This is a genomic window from Bradyrhizobium sp. CCGUVB1N3 (assembly GCF_024199925.1).
Classification (GTDB): domain Bacteria; phylum Pseudomonadota; class Alphaproteobacteria; order Rhizobiales; family Xanthobacteraceae; genus Bradyrhizobium.
The window spans coordinates 3,801,339-3,824,153 of sequence record NZ_JANADR010000001.1 but is presented as its reverse complement, the minus strand read 5'-3'; the positions used below and the strand labels follow the sequence as shown (position 1 = coordinate 3,824,153).

General features: G+C 64.8%; 21 protein-coding genes and 1 tRNA gene. 11 read left to right on the top strand and 11 right to left on the bottom strand.

What is annotated here, in order from left to right; all coding sequences use genetic code 11:
• Positions 1-97: 97 nt before the first annotated feature.
• The 4 genes from NLM33_RS18140 to NLM33_RS18125 form a co-directional block, all read right to left on the bottom strand.
• On the bottom strand, positions 98-640 hold the full coding sequence (locus tag NLM33_RS18140; protein WP_254097442.1) for a cyclic nucleotide-binding domain-containing protein: 543 nt from the start codon (positions 638-640) through the stop codon (positions 98-100).
• A gap of 20 nt (positions 641-660) precedes the next feature.
• On the bottom strand, positions 661-3,480 hold the full coding sequence (locus tag NLM33_RS18135) for an NHLP bacteriocin export ABC transporter permease/ATPase subunit (RefSeq protein ID WP_254097441.1): 2,820 nt from the start codon (positions 3,478-3,480) through the stop codon (positions 661-663).
• 83 nt (positions 3,481-3,563) lie between these two features.
• The gene (locus tag NLM33_RS18130; RefSeq protein ID WP_371929964.1) at positions 3,564-5,759 is read right to left on the bottom strand and encodes an NHLP family bacteriocin export ABC transporter peptidase/permease/ATPase subunit; all 2,196 of its coding nucleotides are present in this window, start codon (positions 5,757-5,759) and stop codon (positions 3,564-3,566) included.
• Positions 5,760-5,812: 53 nt separating this feature from the next.
• On the bottom strand, positions 5,813-7,060 hold the full coding sequence (locus NLM33_RS18125) for an NHLP bacteriocin system secretion protein (RefSeq protein WP_254097440.1): 1,248 nt from the start codon (positions 7,058-7,060) through the stop codon (positions 5,813-5,815).
• Positions 7,061-7,392: 332 nt separating this feature from the next.
• Between NLM33_RS18125 and NLM33_RS18120 the strand changes: the two genes are divergently transcribed.
• Positions 7,393-7,581: a hypothetical protein gene (locus tag NLM33_RS18120; RefSeq protein ID WP_254097439.1), complete on the top strand. Its 189-nt coding sequence runs from the start codon at positions 7,393-7,395 to the stop codon at positions 7,579-7,581.
• 304 nt (positions 7,582-7,885) lie between these two features.
• Here the strand turns inward: NLM33_RS18120 and NLM33_RS18115 are convergent.
• A tRNA-Ile gene (locus NLM33_RS18115) sits at positions 7,886-7,961 on the bottom strand.
• Between the two features lie 324 nt (positions 7,962-8,285).
• A complete protein-coding gene (locus NLM33_RS18110; protein WP_254097438.1) occupies positions 8,286-9,263 on the bottom strand; it encodes a tripartite tricarboxylate transporter substrate binding protein in 978 nt (325 codons plus the stop codon).
• Positions 9,264-9,375: 112 nt separating this feature from the next.
• On the opposite strand from NLM33_RS18110, the gene NLM33_RS18105 reads away from it, so the two are divergent.
• On the top strand, positions 9,376-10,350 hold the full coding sequence (locus tag NLM33_RS18105; protein WP_254097437.1) for a TAXI family TRAP transporter solute-binding subunit: 975 nt from the start codon (positions 9,376-9,378) through the stop codon (positions 10,348-10,350).
• A 124-nt stretch (positions 10,351-10,474) separates the two neighbouring features.
• Here the strand turns inward: NLM33_RS18105 and NLM33_RS18100 are convergent, their stop codons facing one another.
• Positions 10,475-11,692, bottom strand: coding sequence for an ABC transporter substrate-binding protein (locus tag NLM33_RS18100; protein WP_254097436.1), 1,218 nt, complete (start codon positions 11,690-11,692; stop codon positions 10,475-10,477).
• Positions 11,693-11,805: 113 nt separating this feature from the next.
• Positions 11,806-12,699 carry a helix-turn-helix transcriptional regulator gene (locus NLM33_RS18095; RefSeq protein WP_254097435.1) on the bottom strand — a complete coding sequence of 298 codons (894 nt, stop codon included), beginning with the start codon at positions 12,697-12,699 and terminating at the stop codon, positions 11,806-11,808.
• 87 nt (positions 12,700-12,786) lie between these two features.
• Between NLM33_RS18095 and NLM33_RS18090 the strand changes: the two genes are divergently transcribed.
• The 5 genes from NLM33_RS18090 to NLM33_RS18070 are packed head-to-tail and all read left to right on the top strand — an operon-like array spanning position 12,787 to position 18,178.
• Positions 12,787-13,479, top strand: a complete 693-nt coding sequence (locus NLM33_RS18090) for an ABC transporter permease (RefSeq protein WP_254097434.1) — start codon at positions 12,787-12,789, stop codon at positions 13,477-13,479.
• Between the two features lie 2 nt (positions 13,480-13,481).
• Positions 13,482-14,204, top strand: coding sequence for an ATP-binding cassette domain-containing protein (locus tag NLM33_RS18085; RefSeq protein ID WP_254097433.1), 723 nt, complete (start codon positions 13,482-13,484; stop codon positions 14,202-14,204).
• Between the two features lie 14 nt (positions 14,205-14,218).
• Positions 14,219-15,052 (top strand): extracellular solute-binding protein, encoded by an 834-nt coding sequence (locus NLM33_RS18080; protein ID WP_254097432.1) that lies wholly within the window; start codon positions 14,219-14,221, stop codon positions 15,050-15,052.
• A 56-nt stretch (positions 15,053-15,108) separates the two neighbouring features.
• The gene (locus NLM33_RS18075) at positions 15,109-16,215 is read left to right on the top strand and encodes a molybdopterin-binding protein (protein WP_254097431.1); all 1,107 of its coding nucleotides are present in this window, start codon (positions 15,109-15,111) and stop codon (positions 16,213-16,215) included.
• A gap of 13 nt (positions 16,216-16,228) precedes the next feature.
• Positions 16,229-18,178, top strand: coding sequence for a molybdopterin biosynthesis protein (locus NLM33_RS18070; RefSeq protein ID WP_254097430.1), 1,950 nt, complete (start codon positions 16,229-16,231; stop codon positions 18,176-18,178).
• Between the two features lie 30 nt (positions 18,179-18,208).
• On the opposite strand, the gene NLM33_RS18065 is transcribed toward NLM33_RS18070, so the two are convergent.
• A complete protein-coding gene (locus NLM33_RS18065; protein ID WP_254097429.1) occupies positions 18,209-18,469 on the bottom strand; it encodes a hypothetical protein in 261 nt (86 codons plus the stop codon).
• Between the two features lie 124 nt (positions 18,470-18,593).
• Between NLM33_RS18065 and NLM33_RS18060 the strand changes: the two genes are divergently transcribed.
• A complete protein-coding gene (locus NLM33_RS18060; protein ID WP_254097428.1) occupies positions 18,594-18,902 on the top strand; it encodes a hypothetical protein in 309 nt (102 codons plus the stop codon).
• On the opposite strand, the gene mobA is transcribed toward NLM33_RS18060, so the two are convergent.
• Positions 18,899-19,543 carry a molybdenum cofactor guanylyltransferase MobA gene (gene mobA, locus NLM33_RS18055; RefSeq protein WP_371929963.1) on the bottom strand — a complete coding sequence of 215 codons (645 nt, stop codon included), beginning with the start codon at positions 19,541-19,543 and terminating at the stop codon, positions 18,899-18,901. The genes NLM33_RS18060 and mobA overlap by 4 nt on opposite strands.
• On the bottom strand, positions 19,524-20,414 hold the full coding sequence (gene fdhD, locus NLM33_RS18050) for a formate dehydrogenase accessory sulfurtransferase FdhD (protein WP_254097426.1): 891 nt from the start codon (positions 20,412-20,414) through the stop codon (positions 19,524-19,526). The genes mobA and fdhD overlap by 20 nt, the downstream gene beginning before the upstream one ends.
• 132 nt (positions 20,415-20,546) lie before the next feature.
• Between fdhD and mobB the strand changes: the two genes are divergently transcribed.
• The 3 genes from mobB to NLM33_RS18035 are packed head-to-tail and all read left to right on the top strand — an operon-like array spanning position 20,547 to position 22,645.
• Positions 20,547-21,074 (top strand): molybdopterin-guanine dinucleotide biosynthesis protein B, encoded by a 528-nt coding sequence (gene mobB, locus NLM33_RS18045; RefSeq protein WP_254097425.1) that lies wholly within the window; start codon positions 20,547-20,549, stop codon positions 21,072-21,074.
• A 9-nt stretch (positions 21,075-21,083) separates the two neighbouring features.
• Positions 21,084-22,340 carry a gephyrin-like molybdotransferase Glp gene (gene glp, locus NLM33_RS18040; protein WP_254097424.1) on the top strand — a complete coding sequence of 419 codons (1,257 nt, stop codon included), beginning with the start codon at positions 21,084-21,086 and terminating at the stop codon, positions 22,338-22,340.
• A gap of 41 nt (positions 22,341-22,381) precedes the next feature.
• Positions 22,382-22,645, top strand: coding sequence for a sulfurtransferase TusA family protein (locus NLM33_RS18035; protein ID WP_254097423.1), 264 nt, complete (start codon positions 22,382-22,384; stop codon positions 22,643-22,645).
• The last annotated feature ends 170 nt before the right edge of the window (positions 22,646-22,815 follow it).

Sequence of the window (22,815 nt, the reverse complement as noted above, 5' to 3'; positions counted from 1 at the left end):
AAACAGACTACATCGTGTAAATCATCAGGAATCCGATGACGCGGAATTTCCGACAAAGCGGCACTTGCCGAGGTCGCGATCTTTGCGTCTACAGCTCTTAGCGGTGATGCTTCCTTATCTCCGCGGCCTCGACCTGCTTACGCAGGCGGTCGAATCGTTCGCCCGCAATCGCAAGGTGGTCCAACACGTCAGGGTCCAGCTCGTCTTTGAGGCGGGCGTTCTCGTCCGCAAGATCCGCGCCCTGGCCATAGGCCATCCGGCGTTCGGTTGCACGCAGCCGATCCGAGAGCAGGATCGCAAGTGCCCGATAGAAGCGGCTTGCAAAATGAGCATCGCCAGCCAACTTCTGCTGCAAGATCGTCTTATCGAGGAACAGTGCGACCGCGTCGATCTTCGCCACAACAGTCGCGGAAGGTGGCGCGGAATCGACCATTGACATCTCGCCGATGACATCCCCCTCCTCGATCTGGGCGATCTCGCCGGCTCGGTCGATCTCGACCCCCATGCGCCCCTGCAGCACCAGGATGATGGATTCGATCGGCACGCCCTCCTGAATGACGGTCTCTCCGCCACGGATCGTGCGCCGCTGACCGGACCGGACCATCCATTCGATGTCGGAATCGTTCAGCACCCCGAACATGAAAAGGACCTTGCGCATGGTTAGTTCTCCTGCAGCAGCTGGCGGCGGGCGAATTCGGCAAACAAGCCAGGGGCTGCGATGAGCTCATCGAAGCGGCCCGACTGCACGATCCGTCCCTTGTCGAGCACGATGATCCGGTCCGCAGACTGCACCGTGCTGAGCCGATGCGCGATGACGATCCTGGTCACGTTGAGGCGCCTGATGGAGGCGGTAACGATGGCCTGACTGCGGTTGTCGAGCGCACTGGTGGCCTCATCCATCAATAGCAGGCGCGGATTGTGTGCGAGTGCCCGCGCGATCATCAGCCGCTGACGCTGACCGCCGGACAAGGTATTGATACCTTCGGCGACGAAAGTGTGCATTCCCATCGGCATCGCCTCGATGTCGCGATCGAGCCCCGCGGCCCCCGCGATATCCCAAACCCGGTCGATCGGCAGATGGACACCACCGCAGATGTTCTCATACAGATTGCCCGAAGAAAGCTTGGAATTTTGCAGCACGACGCCCACTTGGCGCCGCAGGGAGCTGAGGTCGATGGTCTCGAGCGATTTACCATCCACGAAGATCACGCCCGACTGCGGCTTCTCGAACCCGAGCAGAAGACGGAACAGCGTCGACTTGCCGCTGCCCGAGGGGCCCACGATGGCAAGATATTCGCCACGCGCGACGCTCAGGCTGACGCCATCCACGATGGCCGGCCCGGCTGTGCCGTAGCGAAACGACACTTCGGCGAATTCGATGGTGCCTTCGATCTCGCCCACCGCTTTCGCATCGTCGGGGGTTTCGATCGGTGTCGCAATAATCGGACCCAGCCGCTCGATGCGGGGAATGACAGTAACGAGTTGGGCCGCAGCCTGCGCCCATTCCCCGGCGGCACCCAACGCAATCCCGAATGCGGCATAGAACGCCAGGAAACTGCCGAGATCATGTATCGGGCTGGTCGCCGCCAGCCCTTCGGAGCCCGCGAAGATCAGGAGCGTCGCGATCGCGGGAAAGCCCGCTTCGAAGCTCTTCATCGCGTTGGCCGCATGCTGGGAGGCGATGAAGTGCCGCTTTTGGCGACTGAAGCGCTCGACCCAGACATTGAGGGCATTGATCGTTGCATTGGCGGCCCGCAGCTTACCGATGCCCGTCACGAACTGCACGATTGCGCCCTGAAGCCAGCCTCTGAGGCCGAAGTTCGCTCTCTCGTGCTTCACCCGGGCGAAGCTGAGGCCGCCGACGATCACGAAGCGAATGAGGGCAAGCACGGCTGCGAATAGGCCCAGTGGGGCGTCGAGATAGAGCATCACCGCGAAGGCGAACACGAACGAGGCAAGCGCCAACATTCCGCGTATCGCCCGGGTGGTTATCATCACCCTGATCGCTTCGATGCCCAGCGCACGATCTGCAAGGTCGCCAGCCGAGTAGCTCCGGAAGAACTCGATCGGCATGCGCAGCAGCCGATCGGCGACGGCGGCCTGCACCATCCAGTCTAACCTGCTCTCGAGCCGCAGCACTGCGACGCCCTGCATGAACTGGACGCCCCCCGCCATCAGCGTCACCACGACGAGAGCCGCCGTACAGATCAGCAATTGGTCGGCCTCCGCGCGCGGCAGCACCGAATCGATCAGGACCTTGGTCACCAGCGGCGTCGCCATCGCGAGCACGCCAAGGCCGAGTGACGCGACGATAATTCGCGACAGATCGACGCGAAGCATCGGCGCAACGAAGGACGCAAGATCGCGAAAGGCCAGGGAGCGCGCCGGCAGTGAATGGTAGAACATCACGGCCTCCGGCGCGAGCTCGGCAATGATATCTGGCGTCAGTGGCTTGCGCGTCCCGGTCGCGGGATCGAGCAGGAGATGTCCGCCGCGGGGACCGGGAAGGATCGCCGCCGCGCGGCGCTCCTGGCCGAGAAACACGAGAAACGGGCTTGCGCTGTTGGCCCACCAGCCGGCTCGAAGCAGCAGGCGACGGCTGCGAAGCCCCGATGCCTCCGCGAGTTTGAGCACCGCAGTGAGATCGTCGGTATCAGGCAGGCGCTTGCCGGCCGGTGCAAGCTCTACTCCCATCGCTTCCGCCACGGCCCGGCAGGCCAACAATACCCGGTCGGTCCCCTCGGCGAGGTCCTCCGGCGCGAGAGCCCCCGGATCGATGATCCCCGCGAGGCGGCCAATCGTGGCTTCAGCCCGCGAGTCCTCCTGCGTGGCGCGCCGTTGCAGGCGCGCCACGTCGGCCGTCCATTCCATGTCGAATTTGTCAGCGAGCGCGTTCACGACCAAGGTGTGCAAGACGTCAAGGCCAGCGTGGATCTCGGCGACGGTGAGCATTGCGCCGTCCCTGACGCGCAGTTTCGTTTGACGCTCAGCCACCAAGCACGTACCCGGTGACAGCGGGCAGGGCGGATCGATCGCGGTGATCGCCTGATCCACGCCGACGATCCCGATTGCCCCCTCCTCGACGCTGAGCCAACTGACCTGCCCGCCCGACATGCGCAGCAGCTCGCCGGGTGCCAGTTCGCCTTCGACATCGAGATCGATGTGAGAGGCAGAGATATCGCCCGGAAGCGTCGCGACCGTCGCCAGCAGCAGCGTGGACCATTTTTCGAGCATCGCTCGGTCGGTCACCTCGCGGCGAGAACAAGAGATCACCTCCGCATCGAGGCCACCGACCGCAATCACTTCGAGGCCGCGCCCGCCACGAGCCGATGCAGGCAGGCCAATGATCAATCCCCCACTTGCGACGCGAAACAAATGCCAGCGGCGCGGCGGCGAGTCATCGCCCGGGGGCATGACGGCAAACAGGTCGACATGGCCGCGAGCGACCAGATAGGTCCGATCAGTCTGACCAATCGTCAACGGCCGATGGCTCTCAAGCGCGAACCGGTCCTGCCCAGCTCCGGTCCACGGTGTCTCCAGATTCGATGGTGGGAAGGCGCGGGTCATTCGGCGGTCAGCAGGCGAAGATATTCGCCACCTTCGGCGAGCAGATCCCGATGAGTGCCCCGCTGCACCACGCGCCCCTGGCTCATGACCAGGATCTCGTCGCAGTCGCGGATGGTGCTGAGCCGGTGCGCAACGATGATACAAGTGCACGCCCGTCGGAGCAGATTGTCGTCGATCATCTTCTCGACGCCGGGATCGAGTGCCGAAGTGGCTTCATCAAGAATGAGAATGGAAGGATTTCCGGCGAGCGCCCGCGCGATTTCGAGCCGCTGGCGCTGGCCGCCGCTGAAATTGCGGCCGTCCTCTGCAACATGACAGTCGTAATTGCCGGCGCGGACCGAGAGATCCTCGTGAATGGACGCGTCCCTGACAGCGCGCGACAGGCCAGCCTGCGCAATGGTGTCGTCCCAGAGCGTCACATTGCTGCGGGCCGTTCCCTCGAATAGCAGGATGTCCTGATCGACATACGCAACCGAGCCTGAAAACACCTGCCGGGGGATGTGATCGATCGACCAACCGTCAATGAGGATCTCGCCCGACCAAGGACGATAAAGCCCGCTCATCAGGCGACCAATCGTGGATTTGCCGCTGCCCGACGCGCCGACAAACGCAATCCGGCGGCCGGGTTCGATCTCGAGCGACAGGCCCGCGATGAGCGGTGGCTCAAGGGCGGAATAACCAAACGACACATCGACCAACCTGATGTGCCCGGAGAGCTTGGCAGGCATTTCCGGCGGCTTACGCTCCGTCGCGATGGTTGGCCGCGCCGCATCATTCGCATAATTGAAGACGTCTTCGACCCGGAGCAAGTTGGCCTTGATTGCAGGGAGTGCGGAGGTCTGCTGCACCAACGCATTGACCGGCTCGACCAGGCTCAGCAGCAAGGCCTGCAACGCGACCAGGCCCCCGATCGTCAAGGCGCCCTCCATGATGCGAAGGCTGCCGAGCCCGAGCACGATGGCACAGGACAAGCCGGTCAGAACTACGGGACAGATCTCGAGAATGGTGGAATACAGTCCAAGATCTCGTTCCGCATTCAGAACCTTGGCTTGGAAGCCGCTCCAGCGGGCGAACGCGTCGTTCTCGAGCCCGCCAGCCTTGATCGTTTCGATAGACCGGACGATCTCGATCGTGTTCGCGGTCAACTTCGCCTTGTCTATCGCAAGCTTGCGATTGAGCCCTTCACGCTCACGAGCGATGAACGCAAGCAACAGCACATTCACCAGCGCAACCGCAATGCTGATCGCGGCCAGCAGGGGGTCGTACAGCGCCATGGCCGCTGCGATGAAGATCATCGAAACCAAATTGAGCGCGCTGGTCGCAAGCCCGCTCGATACCAATTCCGCGATCTCCTCGCTGGCGCTGACGCGGCTGGCAATCTCGCCGGCATGACGCTGGGTGAAGAAGTCCATGGGCACTGCCATGAGATGCCACAGCAGCTTTCCGACCATGGTCACGGTCAGCTTGGTCTGGAGCCTCAGCAGCAGCGACTGCTGGAAAGCCGTGATCAGGGCGCGCCCGAGGGCCGTCAGTGCGAGACCGATCAGGAGCGGCCTGAACCACCCTTCCACGTGCATGATCAGAACATGATCGATGAATATCTTGACGAAGGTAGGCACAAGGATCGTCGGGATCGCCAAAGCCATGCTCAGGACGATCAGCAGCATCACGGCACGCTGGGATCCCTGGAGCAACCGCCATAGCATCGCGGAGAAATTCGGCTTCGCGCCACCGGTCTTGAAGTCCGAGCCCGGCTCCATCGCCAGCACGACGCCGGTGAAGGCAAGATTGAACTCCGCGCGCTCGACCTTGCAACGTCCGACTGCAGGGTCGTTGATTTCGGCGCAATCTGCGTCGATTCGCTCCAGCACCACGAAATGATTGAAGTTCCAGAAGAGAATTGCCGGCATCGGCAGGTCGTTCAGCGCTTCCGGCTCCTTGCGAAAACCTTTCGCTTCCAATCCAAAACTCCGCGCGGCTTTCAGAAGGTTGCTGGCCTTGCTGCCGTCACGGGATACACCGCACGCGACCCGCAGTGTCTCCAGCGGTACCCATCGCCCGTAATGCGCAAGCACCATCGCCAGCGATGCCGCTCCGCATTCCAGTGCTTCCATCTGTAGAACGGTCGGCGTGATCGATCGTCGGCGCGCACGAAAGGCCATTGCCTGGAGAAGATCACGCAAGCGGAGCAACGGGCTTCCTCCAGCTCGGCGCGGTGGTGCGGATGATGCGCTCATGCGCAATCCTAGCCGCCGATCCCGGTCAACCGCCTGACCGTCGGGACCAGGAGATTGATCGGCGCTTGCTCGCGCGTGGTCACTTCGGCACGAGCCAGCGTGCCGCTGGACAGCACGAGCGCCGGACCCTTGCCCGACGTCCATCGATAGCCGCTTGATGTCAAGCCGTCGCGCTCCAGCGCCACGCGCATGGCGTAGGGTGCGCCCTTCTCCGAAAAGCGTTTCACCAGCGTGTCGTTATGCAGTTCGGCAGCCATTCCTTCGGGGGTCACCGGGAAGTCGGACACCGCGGCGACCGTTCCGATGATCGCGCCGTACTCCTCGCGCTTGACCGGGTTCGGCTCGACCCGGACCTCCATTCCCGGCTTGATCGACTTGCCGAGGTCGGGCGGCATGTAGATCGTCGCCTCCAATGTCGGGCTCGCGGTTTCGATCTGGACGACCGGCGTGCCCACGGCCAGTACCACCGCATTGGAAACCTTCACCTCGACGATCCGGCCATCGGCCGGGCTGAGGATGCGCGATCCGCGTTCGAGCTCACCCGCAAGCTGCTCGACCGTGCGTCTCGCATCATTCACCTTGAATTCCGATTGCAATCGGTCTCGCTCGCGCTGGCTCTGCAGCTCGAGCCGCTGCGCATTCAATTTGAGAATCTCGTTTTTGGAATCGGTGATCCGTTCGCGCGCCGCATTGAGCTCGACGCGACGGTCCTCGAGGTATTTCCTGGTCACATAGCCGCCGGCGGCAGCGGGCTCGAGCTTGGCGACCTCATCGACCAGATAGGCGGCGCGCCGCTCGGCAAAGGCGGCGACTTCGCGCAGGCCCGACTCCTGCGCTGCGAAATTGCCGAGCTTGGCTTCGATCTCGCGCGAGATCGCCGCGATCAAATCGGAATGTTCGCGCTCGCGCTCCTTAAGCACATCTCGTGCCTGCTGCAGTCGCAGCTCGACGTCCGGCTGCACGACACGCGCGATTTCCTGGTCACTGCGGACCTCGTCTCCGATCCGCACATCGATAGATGCGAGTCGCCCTCTGACGGCCGAAACGGCATCGACCAGTCGGCCGCCGCTGCTGAGCAGGATGCCTTCGCCCGAAACCCGGGTGGGAATGCGGCCCAGCACTCCCCAGGCCAGCAGCACCACGATTCCGGCAGCGAGCGCCAGGGCAGCGACCCAGTCGTATGGCCGCGTAATGCCAACGACATGATCGAGTTGATCGGGATGGGACAACCGCTCGATCGCGGCCTCCCGAAACATCCGATTGATCCCGCCCCTCATGCAGCCCCCACCAACGGCGGGACCCCGACCCCCGCCCCATCGGATTTGGCCTCAAAAGACCAACGCTTTCAAGTCACTATCTGCACTTGCGGCACCCGGACCCGGCGTGCTGCAACCTTTACTTGAATTGGGAGGACTGCAGGTATAAATTCCTCACTGGAATGTGAAGGGCATGCGGGCTGAATTACCAGCAAGGACGCTCGAGTCCCGGGCTGGATGTTGAACCTTGCCTTGCCGGCCCAGACACATCGAAATGCGGCGGCATAGACTCCCGTCGCGGGCAACGAGATCGGATGCAAAAGGAGCTGCGAATGGCCGAAAATACGTCTGAGACGAATGGAGCGCGTTCCGAGACTATCCAACCCAGCGAACCCGCGCAGGCAAAGGCGCCGGTCGCTTCCATGACTGATGCGCTGCCGGACGATCAGCTCGACGTCACAGGCGGCGGCGCTTACCCGATGGTCATTACCACGTACGTCAACACCGGCATCGCCGGTTAATCTCCATCTGATCCTGGAAATACGAAGCTCAGTGCCGGCCTCAGGCGGCCGGCATGCCCATTGATGTCGTTCTCGTATGCGCAAGCAGCCGGATCTACGATCGAGTGACAGACACGGTATTCGGACCAGCTGTGGAGCGGTAGTCTGCAGACTACTGGATGAGTATTGAAGTGGGGCATTGCTGGTGCGGTGCCTCTGATCTTGCGCCAGTCCATCTTCGCCCTGCGCGCTTCGGCGTGACACCCTTCGCTGGTCGCTTGTGGCGCTGGCTTGCCGAGCCGAAGCTCGCGAAGCGAGCGAAGGCTGGTGGGCCCGGCAGGACTCGAACCTGCAACCAGACCGTTATGAGCGGCCGGCTCTAACCATTGAGCTACAGGCCCCGCCGCGAGGCGGCCGCTTTGGTAGCGGCCGGCAACGGTGCGCCGTCCGTTTACAGGGCCTGAGCCGAGGGTGCAATGCCGACCCCGACGACCGAAGCGCAGGCATCGCCCCCGAGCGATACCTGACCTGTCGCTTACGAATTACCGAAATTTGCGATGTTGCGCTTATGCTCCTGTTTTGCCCGACGTGTCAACTGTCCGGGCGTCGCTCGCATCCGTCCACACCGCCACTTCTACTTTGCATGGGGTTGTTTTCGACATTTTGATCGGGGTGGGGTCTGCTCCGCCCGTTCACGGGCCTCGGCCAGGGCGCAATCCCGCCAATCAGTCCACCGACACCCCGGCGAACTCGACCACCTTGCGCCATTTCTCCGTCTCGTCGGTGACCAGCTTGCCGAACTCGGCTGATGTCATTGGCCTGGGGATGCCGCCGGTCTCGGCGAGCCGCGCCACCAGCTTCGGGTCTTTCAGCGCCTCGCCGACGGCCTTGTTGAGGAGATCGACGATCTCGCCTGGCGTGCCCTTGGGCGCCGAGATGCCGTAGAAGCCGACCGATTCGAATCCCGGCACCGTCTCGGCGATGGCGGGAACGTCAGGCACGCTCGGCCAGCGTTTTGGCGAGGTGACGCCGAGCGCGCGGACATTGCCGCCGCGCGCCTGCTCCAGCGCGGAGGGCAGGTTGTCGAAGATCAGCTGCACCTTGTTGGAGATGATGTCGGGGAAGGCGATCGCCGATCCCCTATAGGGCACGTGCACCATGTCGCATTTGGTCATCGCCTTGAACAGCTCCGCCGACATGTGCACCGAGGTGCCGTTGCCGGAGGACGCATAGGAGATCTGGCCGGGATTGGCCTTGCAATAGTCGATGAACTCCTGGACGGTCTTCACCGGCATGGCATTGGAGACGACCAGCATGTTGGTGAGCTGCATGATGCTCGCGACCGGCGTGGTGTCACGCAGGAAGTCGAATGGCAGCTTCTTGTACAGCGAGGTCGAGATCGCGTTGTTGGGCGCGACGAACAGCAGCGTGTAGCCGTCGGGCGCAGAGTTGATCGCCGCGGCGGCCGCGATGTTGCCGCCGCTTCCAGTGCGGTTCTCGACGATGAACTGCTGGCCGAAACGATCCGACAGCCACTGCGCCATGATCCGTGCCACGATGTCCACGGGGCCGCCGGCGGCGAAGCCGATCAGCCAGTGCACGGGGCGGTTCGGGTAGTCGGCGGCGGAGGCTGCGGGTGAAGCGCCGGCGAGGCTGGACAGAAGAGCAAGACCGAAAAGACCGCGACGCAAAACTCCCAGCATGACGCCTCCCATTGCTTTATTGTCGTTGCCGTCATGCTTCCATAAAATCGAGCGGCTGCCTACATCGTCACAAGTTCAGCTTGACGCAGCAGCCGTTTGCCGAGGAGCCCTGATGAAACTTCGTTCGCTGATCATGCTGGGTGTGGTGCTGTTTGCAGGCGCAGCCTCGGCCCAAAGCCAAGAAGACGGAGACAAGGCCATCTCGAAAACCACAATCAGTCTCGGCACCGCGACGCCCGGCGGCGGCTTCCCACTCTATGGCAATGCCTTTGCCGAAATGATGAACGCGGCCGATCCGCAGCTCATCATCGCCCCGCGCAACACCAAGGGCAGCAACGAGAACATTCCGCTGCTGGAGAAGGGCGAGCTCGACCTCGCTTTGGTCGCCGGCGAGCCGGCCTATGAGGCCTTCGCCGGCATCGGCCGCGCGAAGGTAGCGCTGAAGATTCTTACCGCGATCTATTCCAACCCCGGCATGTTCGTGGTGCGGGCGGATAGCCCGTACAAGACCATCCGCGATCTCGTCGGCCAGCCGGTGGCGTTCGGCGCGAAGGGCTCGGGCCTGCCGATCCTTGCGCGCTACGTGCTCGACGGCCTCGGCCTCAAGCAGGACGAGGACTTCAAGGCGATCTATCTCGACCGCGCCGGCGACGGTCCCGCGATGGTGGAAGACGGCCGCGTCGCCGCGCTCTGGGGCGCCGGCATCGGCTGGCCGGGCTTTGCCGCGGTCGCATCGAGCGCGTCGGGCGCGCGCTTCATTGCGCCCAACGCCGACGAGATCGCGCGTATCCGCGCAAAGCATTCCTTCCTCAAGCCGCTGACGGTGCCGGCCGGCTCCTATCCGACGCAGACCGCGCCGATCGCCTCGCTCGGCTCCTGGAGCTTTGTGCTCACGCGCGAGGACCTGCCCGACGATGTCGCGTATCGCCTGGCGAAGACGCTGCACGGCGTCGAGGGCGAGTTCTGCAAGAAGCTACCGCAGGCCTGCGAGACCACGGCCGCGAACACGGTTGCGGCCGCGCCGAAGCCGGAGTTGATTCATCCCGCTGTCGCGAGATATTTCCGCGAGATCGGTGTGATGAAGTAGCGCACGACCGCGCTCGTCATGGCCGGGCTTGTCCCGGCCATCCACGTGCTTCGGCCTGTGAGGAAAGACGTGGATGCCCGGGACAAGCCCGGGCATGACGGCGTTGATAAAGTTGGCCTCGATTCTATTTCTTCACCATCGCGCACGCCGGATCGGGCGGGCCGAACGCCTGGTCACCGGAAATCGTCGCCAGGATCTTGTAATAGTCCCAGGGATATTTGCTCTCCTCCGGCGACTTGACCTGCACCAGCCAGAGGTCGTGCACCATCAGATTGTCCTCGCGCAGCTTGCCGTTGCGGGCGAAGAAGTCCTCGATCGGCTTTTCCCGCATCTTCGCTGCGACCTTGAGCGGATCGTCGGTGCCGGTCTCCTTGATGGCGTTGAGATAGTGCATCACCGACGAATAGACTCCGGCCTGCCACATCGTCGGCATCCGGTTCATCTTGGCGAAATAGCGCTTTGCCCATTCGCGGGTCTTGTCGTCCATGTCCCAATAGAACGAGGTCGTCAGCAGCAGGCCCTGCGCCGCTTGAAGACCGAGGCCGTGAATGTCGGTGATCAACGCGAGCAGCGCCGCCATCTGCTGGCCGCCCTTGAACACGCCGAACTCGGCGCCGGTCTTGATCTCGTTCATGTTGTTCGGGGGACCGGCGGCAATGCCGATGATCTTCGCCTTCGAGGCCTGCGCCTGGAGCACGAAGGAGGACAGGTCGGGCGTCGCCAAGGGCGGCCGCACCGAGCCCAGCACCTTGCCGCCACTCGCCGTCACGACCGTGGACGCATCGCGCTCCAAAGAGTGTCCGAAAGCGTAGTCGTCGGTGATGAAGAACCAGCTGTCGCCGCCGCGCTTGACCACCGCCTGCGCGGTGCCGACCGCGAGCGCGCGGGTGTCGAACACCCACTGCATGGCGTAGGGCGAGCAGAATTTGCCGTGGAAGTCGGCCGTCCCGGTCGAATGGGCGATGAACAGCTTCTTCTTCTCGTTGGCGATGTTCTGCACGGCGAGCCCCACCGCGGACACGGGGACGTCGACGATGAGGTCGACCTGTTCGACGTCGTACCAGCGCCGTGCCAGCGCCGCGCCGATATCGGCCTTGAGCTGGTGGTCGCCGACCACCACGCTGATCGGCTTGCCGAGCACCGTGCCGCCGAAATCGTCGATCGCCATCTGCGCCGCCGTCACCGAGCCCTGGCCGGTCGGCGTCGAGGCCGGGCCGTTCATGTCGGTGAGCACGCCGATCTTGACGACGTCGTCGGACACTTGCGCGAAAGCTGCGCCCGACAGCAGCGTCACGGCCGCGATCGCGGCCACGACGGACAGTCCTGTTCTGCCTGGAGTCACGCTATTCCTCCCCTCATGCGGCTCGTTGGCCGCTGTTCCCATGATTGCGGTCGGGTATGGCCCGGCTGAATTGGTTTCTTTTGCAACTATTTGGGGCCGGGCGTCAACGTTGGTCAGGCGGCGAAGCGGATCTGGCCGGCCGGCGAGGTATCGTAGCCGGTCAGCTCCTCGGCATGCTGGCGCAGCTTTTTCTCGTTGAGGAACCGGATCAGCGCCTGCATCGGCGGGCGGAAGTAGCTGCGCTGCCGCATCGCAAGATCGAAATTCTCCCAGAGCAGCGGGACGAAATCGAGCCCGGCCGACTTGGCCGCCGCGCGCGTGGCGACGCCGCAATCGGCATGGCCGGCGCGGATCGTGGCGGCGAGGTCGGGCCCGGTGAGGCTCGGCGTATCCAGCCGGCGCAGATCCCGAAATGAGGCGCCCGCACGCTTGAGCAGCACGTCGAGTAGCATCTGTGCGCCTGCGCCCTCTTGTCGCAGCGCGATCCTGGCGCCGAGCGCCAGCACGTCCGGCAAGCTGCGCAGCCGCTTCGGGTTGCCCGGCGACACCAAGAGGCCCTGCTCGCGGCGCATCAGGCCGACCAGCACGGCGTCGTGCAGGTCCGGTGCGGTGCGCAAGGCTGCGGCGTTGGCGTCATTGGCGAGATTGTCCGAGCTGTCGAGGCTGTGAAAATGCAGCGCCGCCGCCATCACCTCGTGGCGCTGCAACCGTTCCAGTCCCCGCGCCGTGCCTTCGTTGAGCGAGGCAAGGCCCGAGCCGGATTCCCGCAGGCTCCATTCCAGCAGGCTGTCCTGACTGCCGCCGACGATCGGTGGCGGCTCGGTCGCCCGCATGCCGGCCGGGCGCGCCAGGCCCGACAGCACCCATAAATCGAGCTCATGGCGCGGGAACAGCCACTTCCCCGTCACCTTGCTACAGGGGATCGCCCCGGTGGTGACGAGCTCATAGAGCTTGCGCTCCCCCAGCCGGAGGTAGTCGGCAGCTTCACTTGTCGTCAGAAATTCCATTCTGCATCCCTATGCATATCTTTGTTTGTATTTTGGCATTTGACGCAGGCCGGAATTTTTGCAGTTCAATGTCGTCTTATGGGAACCATGCCCGATCATCTCAGTGCTTTGCAACTCATCCTCAGCGGCGATCCCGCGTTGCTGGCGATCGTACGGCTCTCACTTGGTGTGAGCCTTGCGGCGGTCGCGCTGGCGTCTGCAATCGGTATGCCGCTCGGCGCATTGCTGGCGCTGACGCACGTCCCGGGCCGCGCGGTCCTGGTCGTGCTGCTCAACGCGATGATGGGCCTGCCGCCGGTCGTGGTCGGGCTTGCGCTTTATCTGCTGCTGTCGCGCGCGGGGCCGCTCGGCGAGCTTGGCATCCTCTTCACGCCGATGGCGATGGTGGTCGCGCAGACGGTCCTGATCGTGCCGATCATCGCCGCGCTGACGCGGCAGACGGTGGAGGACCTCTGGGTCGAGTATCGCGATGAGCTTCGCGCCATGAATGTCGGCGCGGTCGGCCGCATGACGACGCTGTTGTGGGATGCGCGCTTCAGCCTGCTCACGGCAGTGCTGGCCGGCTTCGGCCGCGCTGCGGCGGAAGTCGGCGCGGTCATGATCGTCGGCGGCAATATCGACGGCTTTACCCGCACCATGACCACCACCGTGGCGCTGGAGACGTCCAAAGGCAATCTGCCGCTGGCAATGGGCCTCGGTGCGATCCTGATCGTCATCGTGCTCGCCATCAACGCGGCCGCCTGGGGTACGCGCGTCTGGTCGCAACGGGTGACGGGGTGACCATGCGGGCGCCGATCAGCGATCTTCCCGTGGTGCTCGAGGACGTCTCCTTACAGAGAGGCGCGGCTGTGATCCTCGATCGCATCAGCCTCACCATCTCACCGGGTGCGCCGACACTGCTGGTCGGGCCCAACGGCTCCGGCAAGACCAGCCTTTTGCGTCTGTGCATGGGACTTGTGGCGCCGACGCGTGGTCGCATCAGTTGGGCCGGCCGCAGCGATCCGGCGCCGACGCGCCGCGCCTTCGTGTTCCAGCGCCCGGTGATGTTGCGGCGCACGGCTGCGGCCAACGTCACCTACGCCCTGGCGCAGGCCGGCGCGCCGCGCGCGCACCGGACGATGCGCGCGGCGGCGCTGCTGGAACGGGTCGGCCTTGCCGATCTTGCGCACCGCCCGGCGCGGCTCCTGTCCGGCGGTGAGCAGCAGCGGCTGGCGCTCGCCCGCGCCCTCGCGCGTGATCCCGAGCTTCTCCTGCTGGACGAGCCGACCGCCAATCTCGATCCTGCCGCGACGCGCGCGGTGGAGGAGATCGTCACGAGCGCGGCGCAATCCGGCATCAAGATCGTGATGGCCTCGCACGATCTCGGCCAGGTGCGGCGGCTTGCGGGCGAGGTGGTATTCCTAGCGCGCGGGACGCTGTGCGAGCGCGCGCAAGCGAGCGAATTCTTGGACCATCCGTCGACGCCGGAGGCGCAGGCCTTCCTGCGCGGCGATCTCGTGATTTGAAGTGGAGTTTTCTGATGGCCTCTCGCCGCCCGTTCCTTGCGCTCGCGATGTTGCTGGGCATCGCCTCGGTCAGTTCGACTTCGTCGGCCGAGGATCGCTCGATCGTCGTGGCCTCGACGACGTCGACGCAGGACTCCGGCCTGTTCGGTTATCTCCTGCCGATGTTCAAGGCCAAGACCGGCATCGACGTGAAGGTGATCGCGCAAGGCACCGGCCAGGCGCTCGACACCGCGCGCCGCGGTGATGCCGATGTCGTGTTCGTGCACGCAAAACCCCAGGAAGAGAGATTCGTCGCCGACGGATTTGGCGTGAAGCGTTTCGACGTGATGTACAACGACTTCGTACTGATCGGGCCGAAGAGCGATCCCGCCGGCGTCAAGGGCAAGGACATCGCGACCGCGTTGAAGGCGATCGAGGCCAAGGGAGCGCCGTTCGTCTCGCGCGGCGACCGCTCCGGCACACATGCCGCCGAGCTTGCGCTCTGGATCATCGCCGGCATCGATGTCGCGAGCAACAAGGGGGCCTGGTATCGCGAGATCGGGCAGGGCATGGGTGCGGCGCTCAACACCGCGAGCGCGATGAATGCCTATGTGCTCTCCGATCGCGGCACTTGGATTGCGTTCAAGAATCGTGGCGATCTCGACGTCGTCGTCGAGGGCGACAAACGGCTGTTCAACCAATATGGCGTGATGCTGGTGAATCCGGAAAAGTATCCGTCGGTGAAAAAAGAGTTGGGGCAGACCTTCGTCGACTGGCTGATCTCGCCGGAGGGCCAGGCCGCAATCGCCGGCTACAAGATCGACGGTCAACAGTTGTTCTTTCCGGATGCGGCCAAGAAGCCTGACTAGCAAGTAGCCCGACCAGGCGAGTTGCCAAACGGAGCGCTGCGTGATCCACCTGAGGGATGACCCAGCGCCTGCCGCTATCGCTCACGCCGCTCGAGCTCACGCTTGTTGCGATCCTGCGCGGCGTTGAGCCGGTTGCGCCGGTCGATTTGCCGCTCGCCGAGGCGCTCGGCTGCGTCGCGGCCGGGATGCCGCAGCTTGGTGCTTATCCGCCTCATGATGTCGCTGCCACGGACGGTTGGGCGCTGCGCGCCAGCGATCTCGTCGGCGCGTCCTCCTACTCGCCGTTGCCTTTGACTGCGTCTCCGGTCTGGGTCGAGCCCGGCGATGCGATCCCTGAGGGATGCGACTGCGTGCTCGATGCTGATGCGCTCGACACTGTGGGGCCGATCGGCCAGGTGCTGGCGGAAGGCTTGCCGGGGCAGGGCGTGCGGTGCGCGGGCAGCGACATGGCCGCCGGTACCTCGATCGTCGCGGAGGGCATGCCTGTTCGCACCGGCGATCTGCTGCTGGCGCGAGCGGCAGCACTGGAGACGTTGAGCGTGCGACGTCCGCGGCTGCGCGTGGTCAACACGCCTGGTGGCATGACCGCTGCGCAGCTTGTTGTGGACCTGGCGCGAGCCGCGGGTGCCGAAGTGACGGTGGCAGACGCAGTTGGACGCGATGCGGCGTCGATCGCGAACGCGCTCGACGTCACGGCCTGCGACCTGCTGCTGACCGTCGGCGGCACCGGCGTCGGCCGCAAGGATGCTGCCGTCACCGCGCTGGCTGATCGCGGCGAGGTCCTGGCCCACGGCATTGCGATGCAGCCGGGACGAACGGCCGCGATCGGAAAGCTGAGATCAGTTCCGGTCGTCGCGCTGCCGGGCGCGCCGGATCAGGCATTGGCGGTTTGGCTCGCGCTGGTTCGTCCGGTGCTGGATCATCTGTCGGTGCGGGCCTCGCGTAAGTCCGTCAGCTTGCCGCTTGCCCGCAAGATCGCATCAAACGTCGGCATGGCGGAGATCGCGCTGCTGGGCGAGGAACAAGGCGCCTGGCTGCCGCTTGCGGTCGGTGAGCTGTCCTTGCGGGCGATCGCCCATGCCGATGCATGGCTGCTCGTTCCCGGCGACAGTGAAGGCTTTGCGGCGGGCGCGCCGGTCGATGCCTATCTGATGCGGGAATGATATGGGTTCCGGCATGAACGAGATTCCGCAGCCGAACGACCGCAGTTCGGTCGACCAGGAGCAGTTCCTCAAGATCCTCTCCCGCGAGGAGGCGCTGGCGCGCTTCGAGGCGGCGCTGTTCCCCCGCGCGCTGCCGGGCGAGATGCGCACGCTTGCGGCTGCGCTCGGAAGCGCGCTCGCCGAAGACATCCTTGCGCCGATCGACGTGCCGCCCTTCGACCGCTCCAACGTCGACGGTTTTGCGGTTCGCTCCGCAGATCTTGCCGCGGCGAGCGAGGCCGCGCCCGTGCGGCTCGAGCTCAACAGCGAGATCATCGCCTGCGGCAAGGCGCCGACACATCAGGTCGGCTCAGGCACGGCGACGCCAATTGCCACCGGCGGCCCGCTGCCGCGCGGCGCCGATGCGGTGGTCATGGTCGAGCACACCCAGCCGGCGGGGACGAGGGCGATCGAGGTCCGCCGCGCGGCTTCGCCGGGCCAGTTCGTGTCCCATGCCGGCTCGGACATCGCGCGCGGCGAAGCTCTGCTGCGCGGTTGCACCATCATCGGCTCGCGCGAGATCGGAATGTTAGCTGCCTGCGGCATCGCCGAGGTCAAGGTCGTGCGCAAGCCGTGCGTTGCAGTCGTCTCGACTGGCGACGAGCTGGTGCAGCCCGGCGAGGTGCTCGCGCCCGCTGCGATCTACGACACCAATGGCGCGATCGTCACCGCGGCGATCGACGAGAACGGCGGCGCGGCGTATTTCGTCGGCGCCATTGCGGATGACGAGCTCAAGCTCGAGGCCGCGATGCGCAAGGCGCTGGCGGAGGCCGATATGCTGGTGTTGTCGGGCGGCACGTCGAAAGGCGCGGGCGATGTGTCCCATCGTATCATCGGACGCCTCGGCCAGCCCGGCATCATCGCCCACGGCGTCGCGCTCAAGCCCGGCAAACCGCTGTGCCTAGCGGTCTGCGATGGCAAGCCGGTGGTGATCCTGCCGGGCTTTCCGACCTCGGCCATGTTCACCTTCCACGACATGATCGTGCCGGTGCTGCGGCGGATGGCGGGCCTGCCGCCACGCGCGGATGCCAAAGTGAGTGCGAAGGTGCCGGTGCGGATCGCCTCCGAGCTCGGTCGCACCGAGTTCGTGATGGTGTCGCTGGTCGATGGCAAGGACGGATTGATCGCGTACCCCTCCGGAAAGGGCTCCGGCGCGATCACGTCCTTCGCGCAGGCCGACGGATTCTTGCGCATCGATGCGCTCGCCGACCAGATGCCGGCGGGCACTGAAGCCGAGGTCACGTTGTTCACGCCGCATGTGCGTGTGCCCGATCTCGTCATCATCGGCAGCCATTGCACCGGGCTTGATCTCGTCACCGCGCCGCTCGCGCATGCGGGCCTCTCCGTGCGCTCGATTGCGGTCGGCAGTCTCGGCGGATTGGCGGCGGCGCGGCGTGGCGAGTGCGATCTGGCGCCGATCCATCTGTTCGACGACAAGACCGAGACCTACAACACGCCGTACCTCGCCGACGGTCTCGAGCTCGTGCCGGGCTGGCGGCGCATGCAGGGCATCGTGTTCCGCAAGGGCGACAGGCGCTTCGAGAGCCTGAGCGCAAAGGATGCCGTCGCCGCTGCGCTCGCCGATCCTGCCTGCATCATGGTCAACCGCAACCAGGGCGCCGGCACACGCATCCTGATCGACCGCCTGCTCGGCGGCGTGCGGCCCGAAGGCTACTGGAATCAGCCGCGCTCGCACAATGCGGTGGCCGCCGCGGTGGCGCAGCATCGCGCCGACTGGGGCATGACCATCGCACCGGTCGCCCATGCCTCCGGCCTCGGTTTCATTCCGCTCGCAGAAGAGCATTATGATTTCGCGTTGGTGAGCGCGCGCAAGGAGCGCCCGGCGGTGCGGGCTTTTCTGGATGCGCTTGCCTCGGACGAAAGCCGCGCGGCACTGGCACGGGCCGGATTCCGGCCGGCGTAGAACCGAGGGAGAGAGCCGGTAGCGTCAGGTCTACGGCAATGACGCCTGGACCGTGCCGCTCGCCGCCAGATTTGCCTGCCTCCCCAGGCGTTCGCGCTCTTCCGCCTCTGTAAGCGCGCGCTGTGCCGCGCCCGGGAGCGGCTGGGGGGCCGGTGGGACCTTGACGAGCTTGTCGGCGCCGGTGGCCAGCCGCGCAAGGTATTTCGTGTCGGCGATGAAGATCGCGATGTCGAGCGCGACGTTGACAGCGCGGACAAGGAAAACCAGGAAGCCCCAGACCATCTCGATCATCGCCGTTAACCGGTAAAGCCATCGAACGGTGGTTGGTCGCAGCCTGGCCCAAGCCGGTTCAGGACGACCCGCCGCAGTGAACTTGCCGCCCTGCCACCACGACTAATGTGGCGAGGATCAGACTATGCCCCTTTCGTCCCAGCTCCATTTCCGGAAGATCGCCACTCTCGTCGCGGCCACCGGCACCCTGTTCTGGCTCTACACCTTCTATGCCATCGCGCACGTCCCGATGGGTGACGGCTCCGGCTTCCAATGGCTCGCCGTCTTCCCGCTTGGCATGATCTTTGGCGTGTTCTTCCTGCCGGCCTGGCTGCTCGTCGCGATCGGCCGGCTGCCGCGCTTCACAACGCTTTTCGGCCTCTGCGGCCTGATCGCCTTCGCGGTCGTGTGGGCGCAATTGCTGAACGAATTCCCCAAGGCTCAGCTTTATTAGGCCGAACGCTCGTCCAGAGCGGCCAGCCGCTCGGCTTCCGCGATGTCCTCGACCGTGTTGGCATTGAAGAACGGATCGAGCGGTGTGATCGCCCATGTCACCGTGGCGAGCGGATAGCGCGCGGTCCAGCGGTCGATCTTGCGGACATCCTCGACGACGAGGGCTTGGCGTAATTCGTCGCGCAAGGCGACGCGCCACAATCCAATCACCGGATGCGATTGCTCGCCGGAAGCGGCGACGGCGAGCTGTGCGTCTTCCGCCGCGCGTGCCGCGTGCAACCGTGCGACGAGGTCGCGCGGCAGGAACGGGCAGTCGCCGGCGGCGCTTACGACCCATTCGATGCCGGGCCGATTCGCCGCGGTCCAGTCGAGCGCCGCGAGAATGCCGGCGAGCGGTCCGGGATAGCCCGGCACGTCGTCGGCGACGACGGTCAATCCGAACGCGGAAAACCGCGAAGGCTCGCCATTGGCGTTGAGGATCAGCCCGTCACATTGCGGCTTGAGCCGCGCGATCACGCGCTCCAGAATGGTGCGGCCGCCGATCGTGCGCATTGGCTTGTCGCCGCCGCCCATGCGCCGCGCCAGGCCGCCTGCGAGCAGCACGCCCACGGTCGGCGGAATCTCAGTCGTCACCACCTTCACCCTTGCGCTTGTGCCTGGCCGACTCTTCCTCGACGTAAGCGAGGTTTTGGTCGTAGACGATACGTTCCTCGCCAGCGAGCGCGATGAAGCGCTTGCCGCGCGTGCGCCCGATCAGCGTCAGCCCGACCTGACGGGCGAGATCGACGCCCCAGGCGGTGAAGCCCGAGCGCGACACCAGGATGGGGATGCCCATCCGCACCGTCTTGATCACCATCTCCGAGGTGAGCCGGCCCGTGGTGTAGAGGATCTTGTCGGAGGCCTCGACGCCGTGGCGGTACATCCAGCCCGCGATCTTGTCGACCGCATTGTGGCGGCCGACATCCTCGGTGTAGCAGAGCGGCGTGCCTTCCTTGCACAGCACGCAGCCATGGATCGCGCCGGCCTCCAGATAGAGCGAGGGCATGGTGTTGATGGTCTGCGTCATCTGATAGAGCCAGGAGGTGCGCAGCTCGGCCTTCGGCAGCGCCACGCTTTCCACCGCTTCGAGCAGGTCGCCGAACGCGGTACCCTGCGCGCAGCCCGAGGTCTGCGTGCGCTTCTTCAGCTTGGCCTCGAAATTGGTGTGATGTGAGGTGCGCACCACGACGACCTGGAGGTCGTCGTCATATTCGACCTCGGTGACGACGTCGCTGTATTTCAGCATGTTCTGGTTGAGGAGATAGCCGAGCGCCAGATACTCCGGATAGTCGCCGATCGTCATCATGGTGACGATCTCCTGGGCGTTGAGATAGAGCGTCAGCGGCCGCTCCATCGGCACCTTGGTCTCGACCCTCGCGCCGGTCTGGTCGACGCCGACGACGCTTTGTGTCAGGCGCGGGTCGTCCGGGTTCGGAACGATCAGGGGGACCGGGGCTTTGTCGATCTTCATCATGGGCGCGAGGTTAGCATGACATTCGGCTCAGGCCGATATAAGCATGTGAGGGAATGAAGGAAATGCCTCCGCTCGCAATGACGGAGATGGTGGTTCCGGCCGCGTGAAACGGCTGACGGAGATCGAACTGGAATGAAAATCATCGGCCTTGCGGGATGGAGCGGAGCGGGCAAGACCACGCTGTTGACGCGGCTGATTCCGCATTTCAACGCGCAAGGCCTGCGCGTCTCCGTGATCAAGCACGCCCATCATCATTTCGACGTCGACGTGCCGGGCAAGGATTCCTGGCGCCATCGCGAGGCGGGTGCGGCCGAGGTGCTGGTGTCCTCGGCAAATCGCTGGGCGCTGATGCATGAGCTGCGCGGTGCGGCCGAGCCGCGGCTGCCGGAACTGCTCGCAAGGCTGTCGGCGGTCGACCTCGTCGTGGTCGAAGGTTTCAAGCGCGAGCCGCATCGCAAGATCGAGGTGCACCGCGCCGCCAACGGCAAGCCGCTGCTGTTTCCCGACGATCCCGGCATTGTCGGGATTGCGACCGACGTTGCGGTTGAAACCAGGCTGCCGACGGTCCATCTCGATGATATTCCGGCCGTTGCCGCGCTCCTCTTGCGCTCCGCGATGACGGCCGACGAGGCGATGGCGAAGAGCGCGCTTCCGCGCTGACGAGGCATCATGGCGCAACTGTCCGACGATTGCTTTGCCTTCGGTGGACCGATGATGTCGGTCGACGACGCCGTCGGCCTGATCGCGGCTCGCGTCAACGCGATCGCCGACATCGAGACCGTGGCGCTGGTCGATGCCGACGGGCGGGTGCTCGCGCGCGACATCGCCGCGCCGCTGCCGCTGCCGCCGTTCACCAATTCCGCGGTCGACGGCTATGCGGTGCGCAATGCGGACCTGCCGCAAGCGAACGAAGAAGCGTTTCCACTCGACGGCCGTATCGCGGCCGGCAGCACCGTCGATCATCCGATCAAGCCCGGCCACACCGCACGCATCTTCACCGGCGCGCCGATGCCGAAGGGGGCCGAGACCGTCTTCATGCAGGAGGACGTGCGTATCGATGAGAGCAGCAAGATCGTGCTGCCGCCTGGGCTGAAGGCCGGCGCGAACGTCCGGCCTGCCGGCGAGGACATTCAGCAAGGCCACGTCGCCTTGCGCACCGGCCAGCGCTTGCGGCCACAACACGTCGCACTCGCCGCTGCCTTCGGCCTGACCGCGCTCGACGTCATCAGACGCATCCGCGTTGCGGTGTTCTCGACCGGCGACGAGCTGGTCTCACCGGGCGATGCGCGCGCGCCCTCGCAACTCTTCGACTCCAACCGCTTCATGCTGATGGCGATGCTGCGCCGGCTCGGCTGCGCGGTCTCTGATCTCGGTATCTTGCGCGACGAGCAAGCCTTGCTCGCGGACGGGCTGAAGCAGGTCGCAGGCCAGCACGACCTGATCCTCACCACTGGCGGCGTGTCGACCGGCGAGGAGGATCACGTCAAGTCCGCGGTCGAGAGCATCGGCACGCTAGTGCTGTGGCGGATGGCGATCAAGCCGGGCCGGCCGGTCGCCATGGGCATCATCGGCGGCACGCCGCTGATCGGCCTGCCCGGCAATCCGGTCGCGAGCTTCGTGACCTTCGTCCACGTGGTGCGGCCGACGGTGCTGGCGCTCGCAGGCAGCCTGCCGGAGCCGCTTGTCCCGATTCCGGTGCGCGCCGCCTTCACCTACAAGAAAAAAGAGGGCCGGCGCGAATATGTCCGCGTCTCCCTGCGCAAGGCCGAGGACGGTGCGCTCGAAGCCATCAAGTTTCCACGCGAGGGAGCAGGGCTTCTGTCCTCTCTCGTCGAAACCGATGGGTTGGTCGAACTCGGCGAGGCGATGACGCGGGTCGAGCGCGGACAGAGCATTGGATTTCTGTCCTATGCAAACCTGATCTGACCCGCGTTGACGCCCTCCGCTCGCCCCGCCATGTTGCGATCATGACCAGAACGACACTCGATCTCACCGGGCTTAAATGCCCGTTGCCGGCCTTGAAGACGCGCAAGGCGCTGAAGCCGTTGCGGGTGGGAGACCAGCTCGAAGTTTACTGCACCGATCCCCTGTCGGTGATCGACATCCCGAATCTGATCCGCGAGACCGGCGACAAGGTCGAAATCACGGAGCGCAACGACGCGCGCATCGTGTTCCTGATAGAAAAGACGAATGCGCCGATAGGAAACGTCAATGGTGCGGCGCGTTCTTAAGGCTGTCACCTCGACGATACCGACCATTTGTCTATCGACATCGATGTGCGCTTCTGTCCCAATTGGCTTCATCTGTGGAGACGCGGAGGTTGACTCGCGCCCGCGATACGCGGAACAAGCGGGTTGATGTGAAGCCACGCCGCGTGGTGTCGGGCATAGAGTCCGACCCA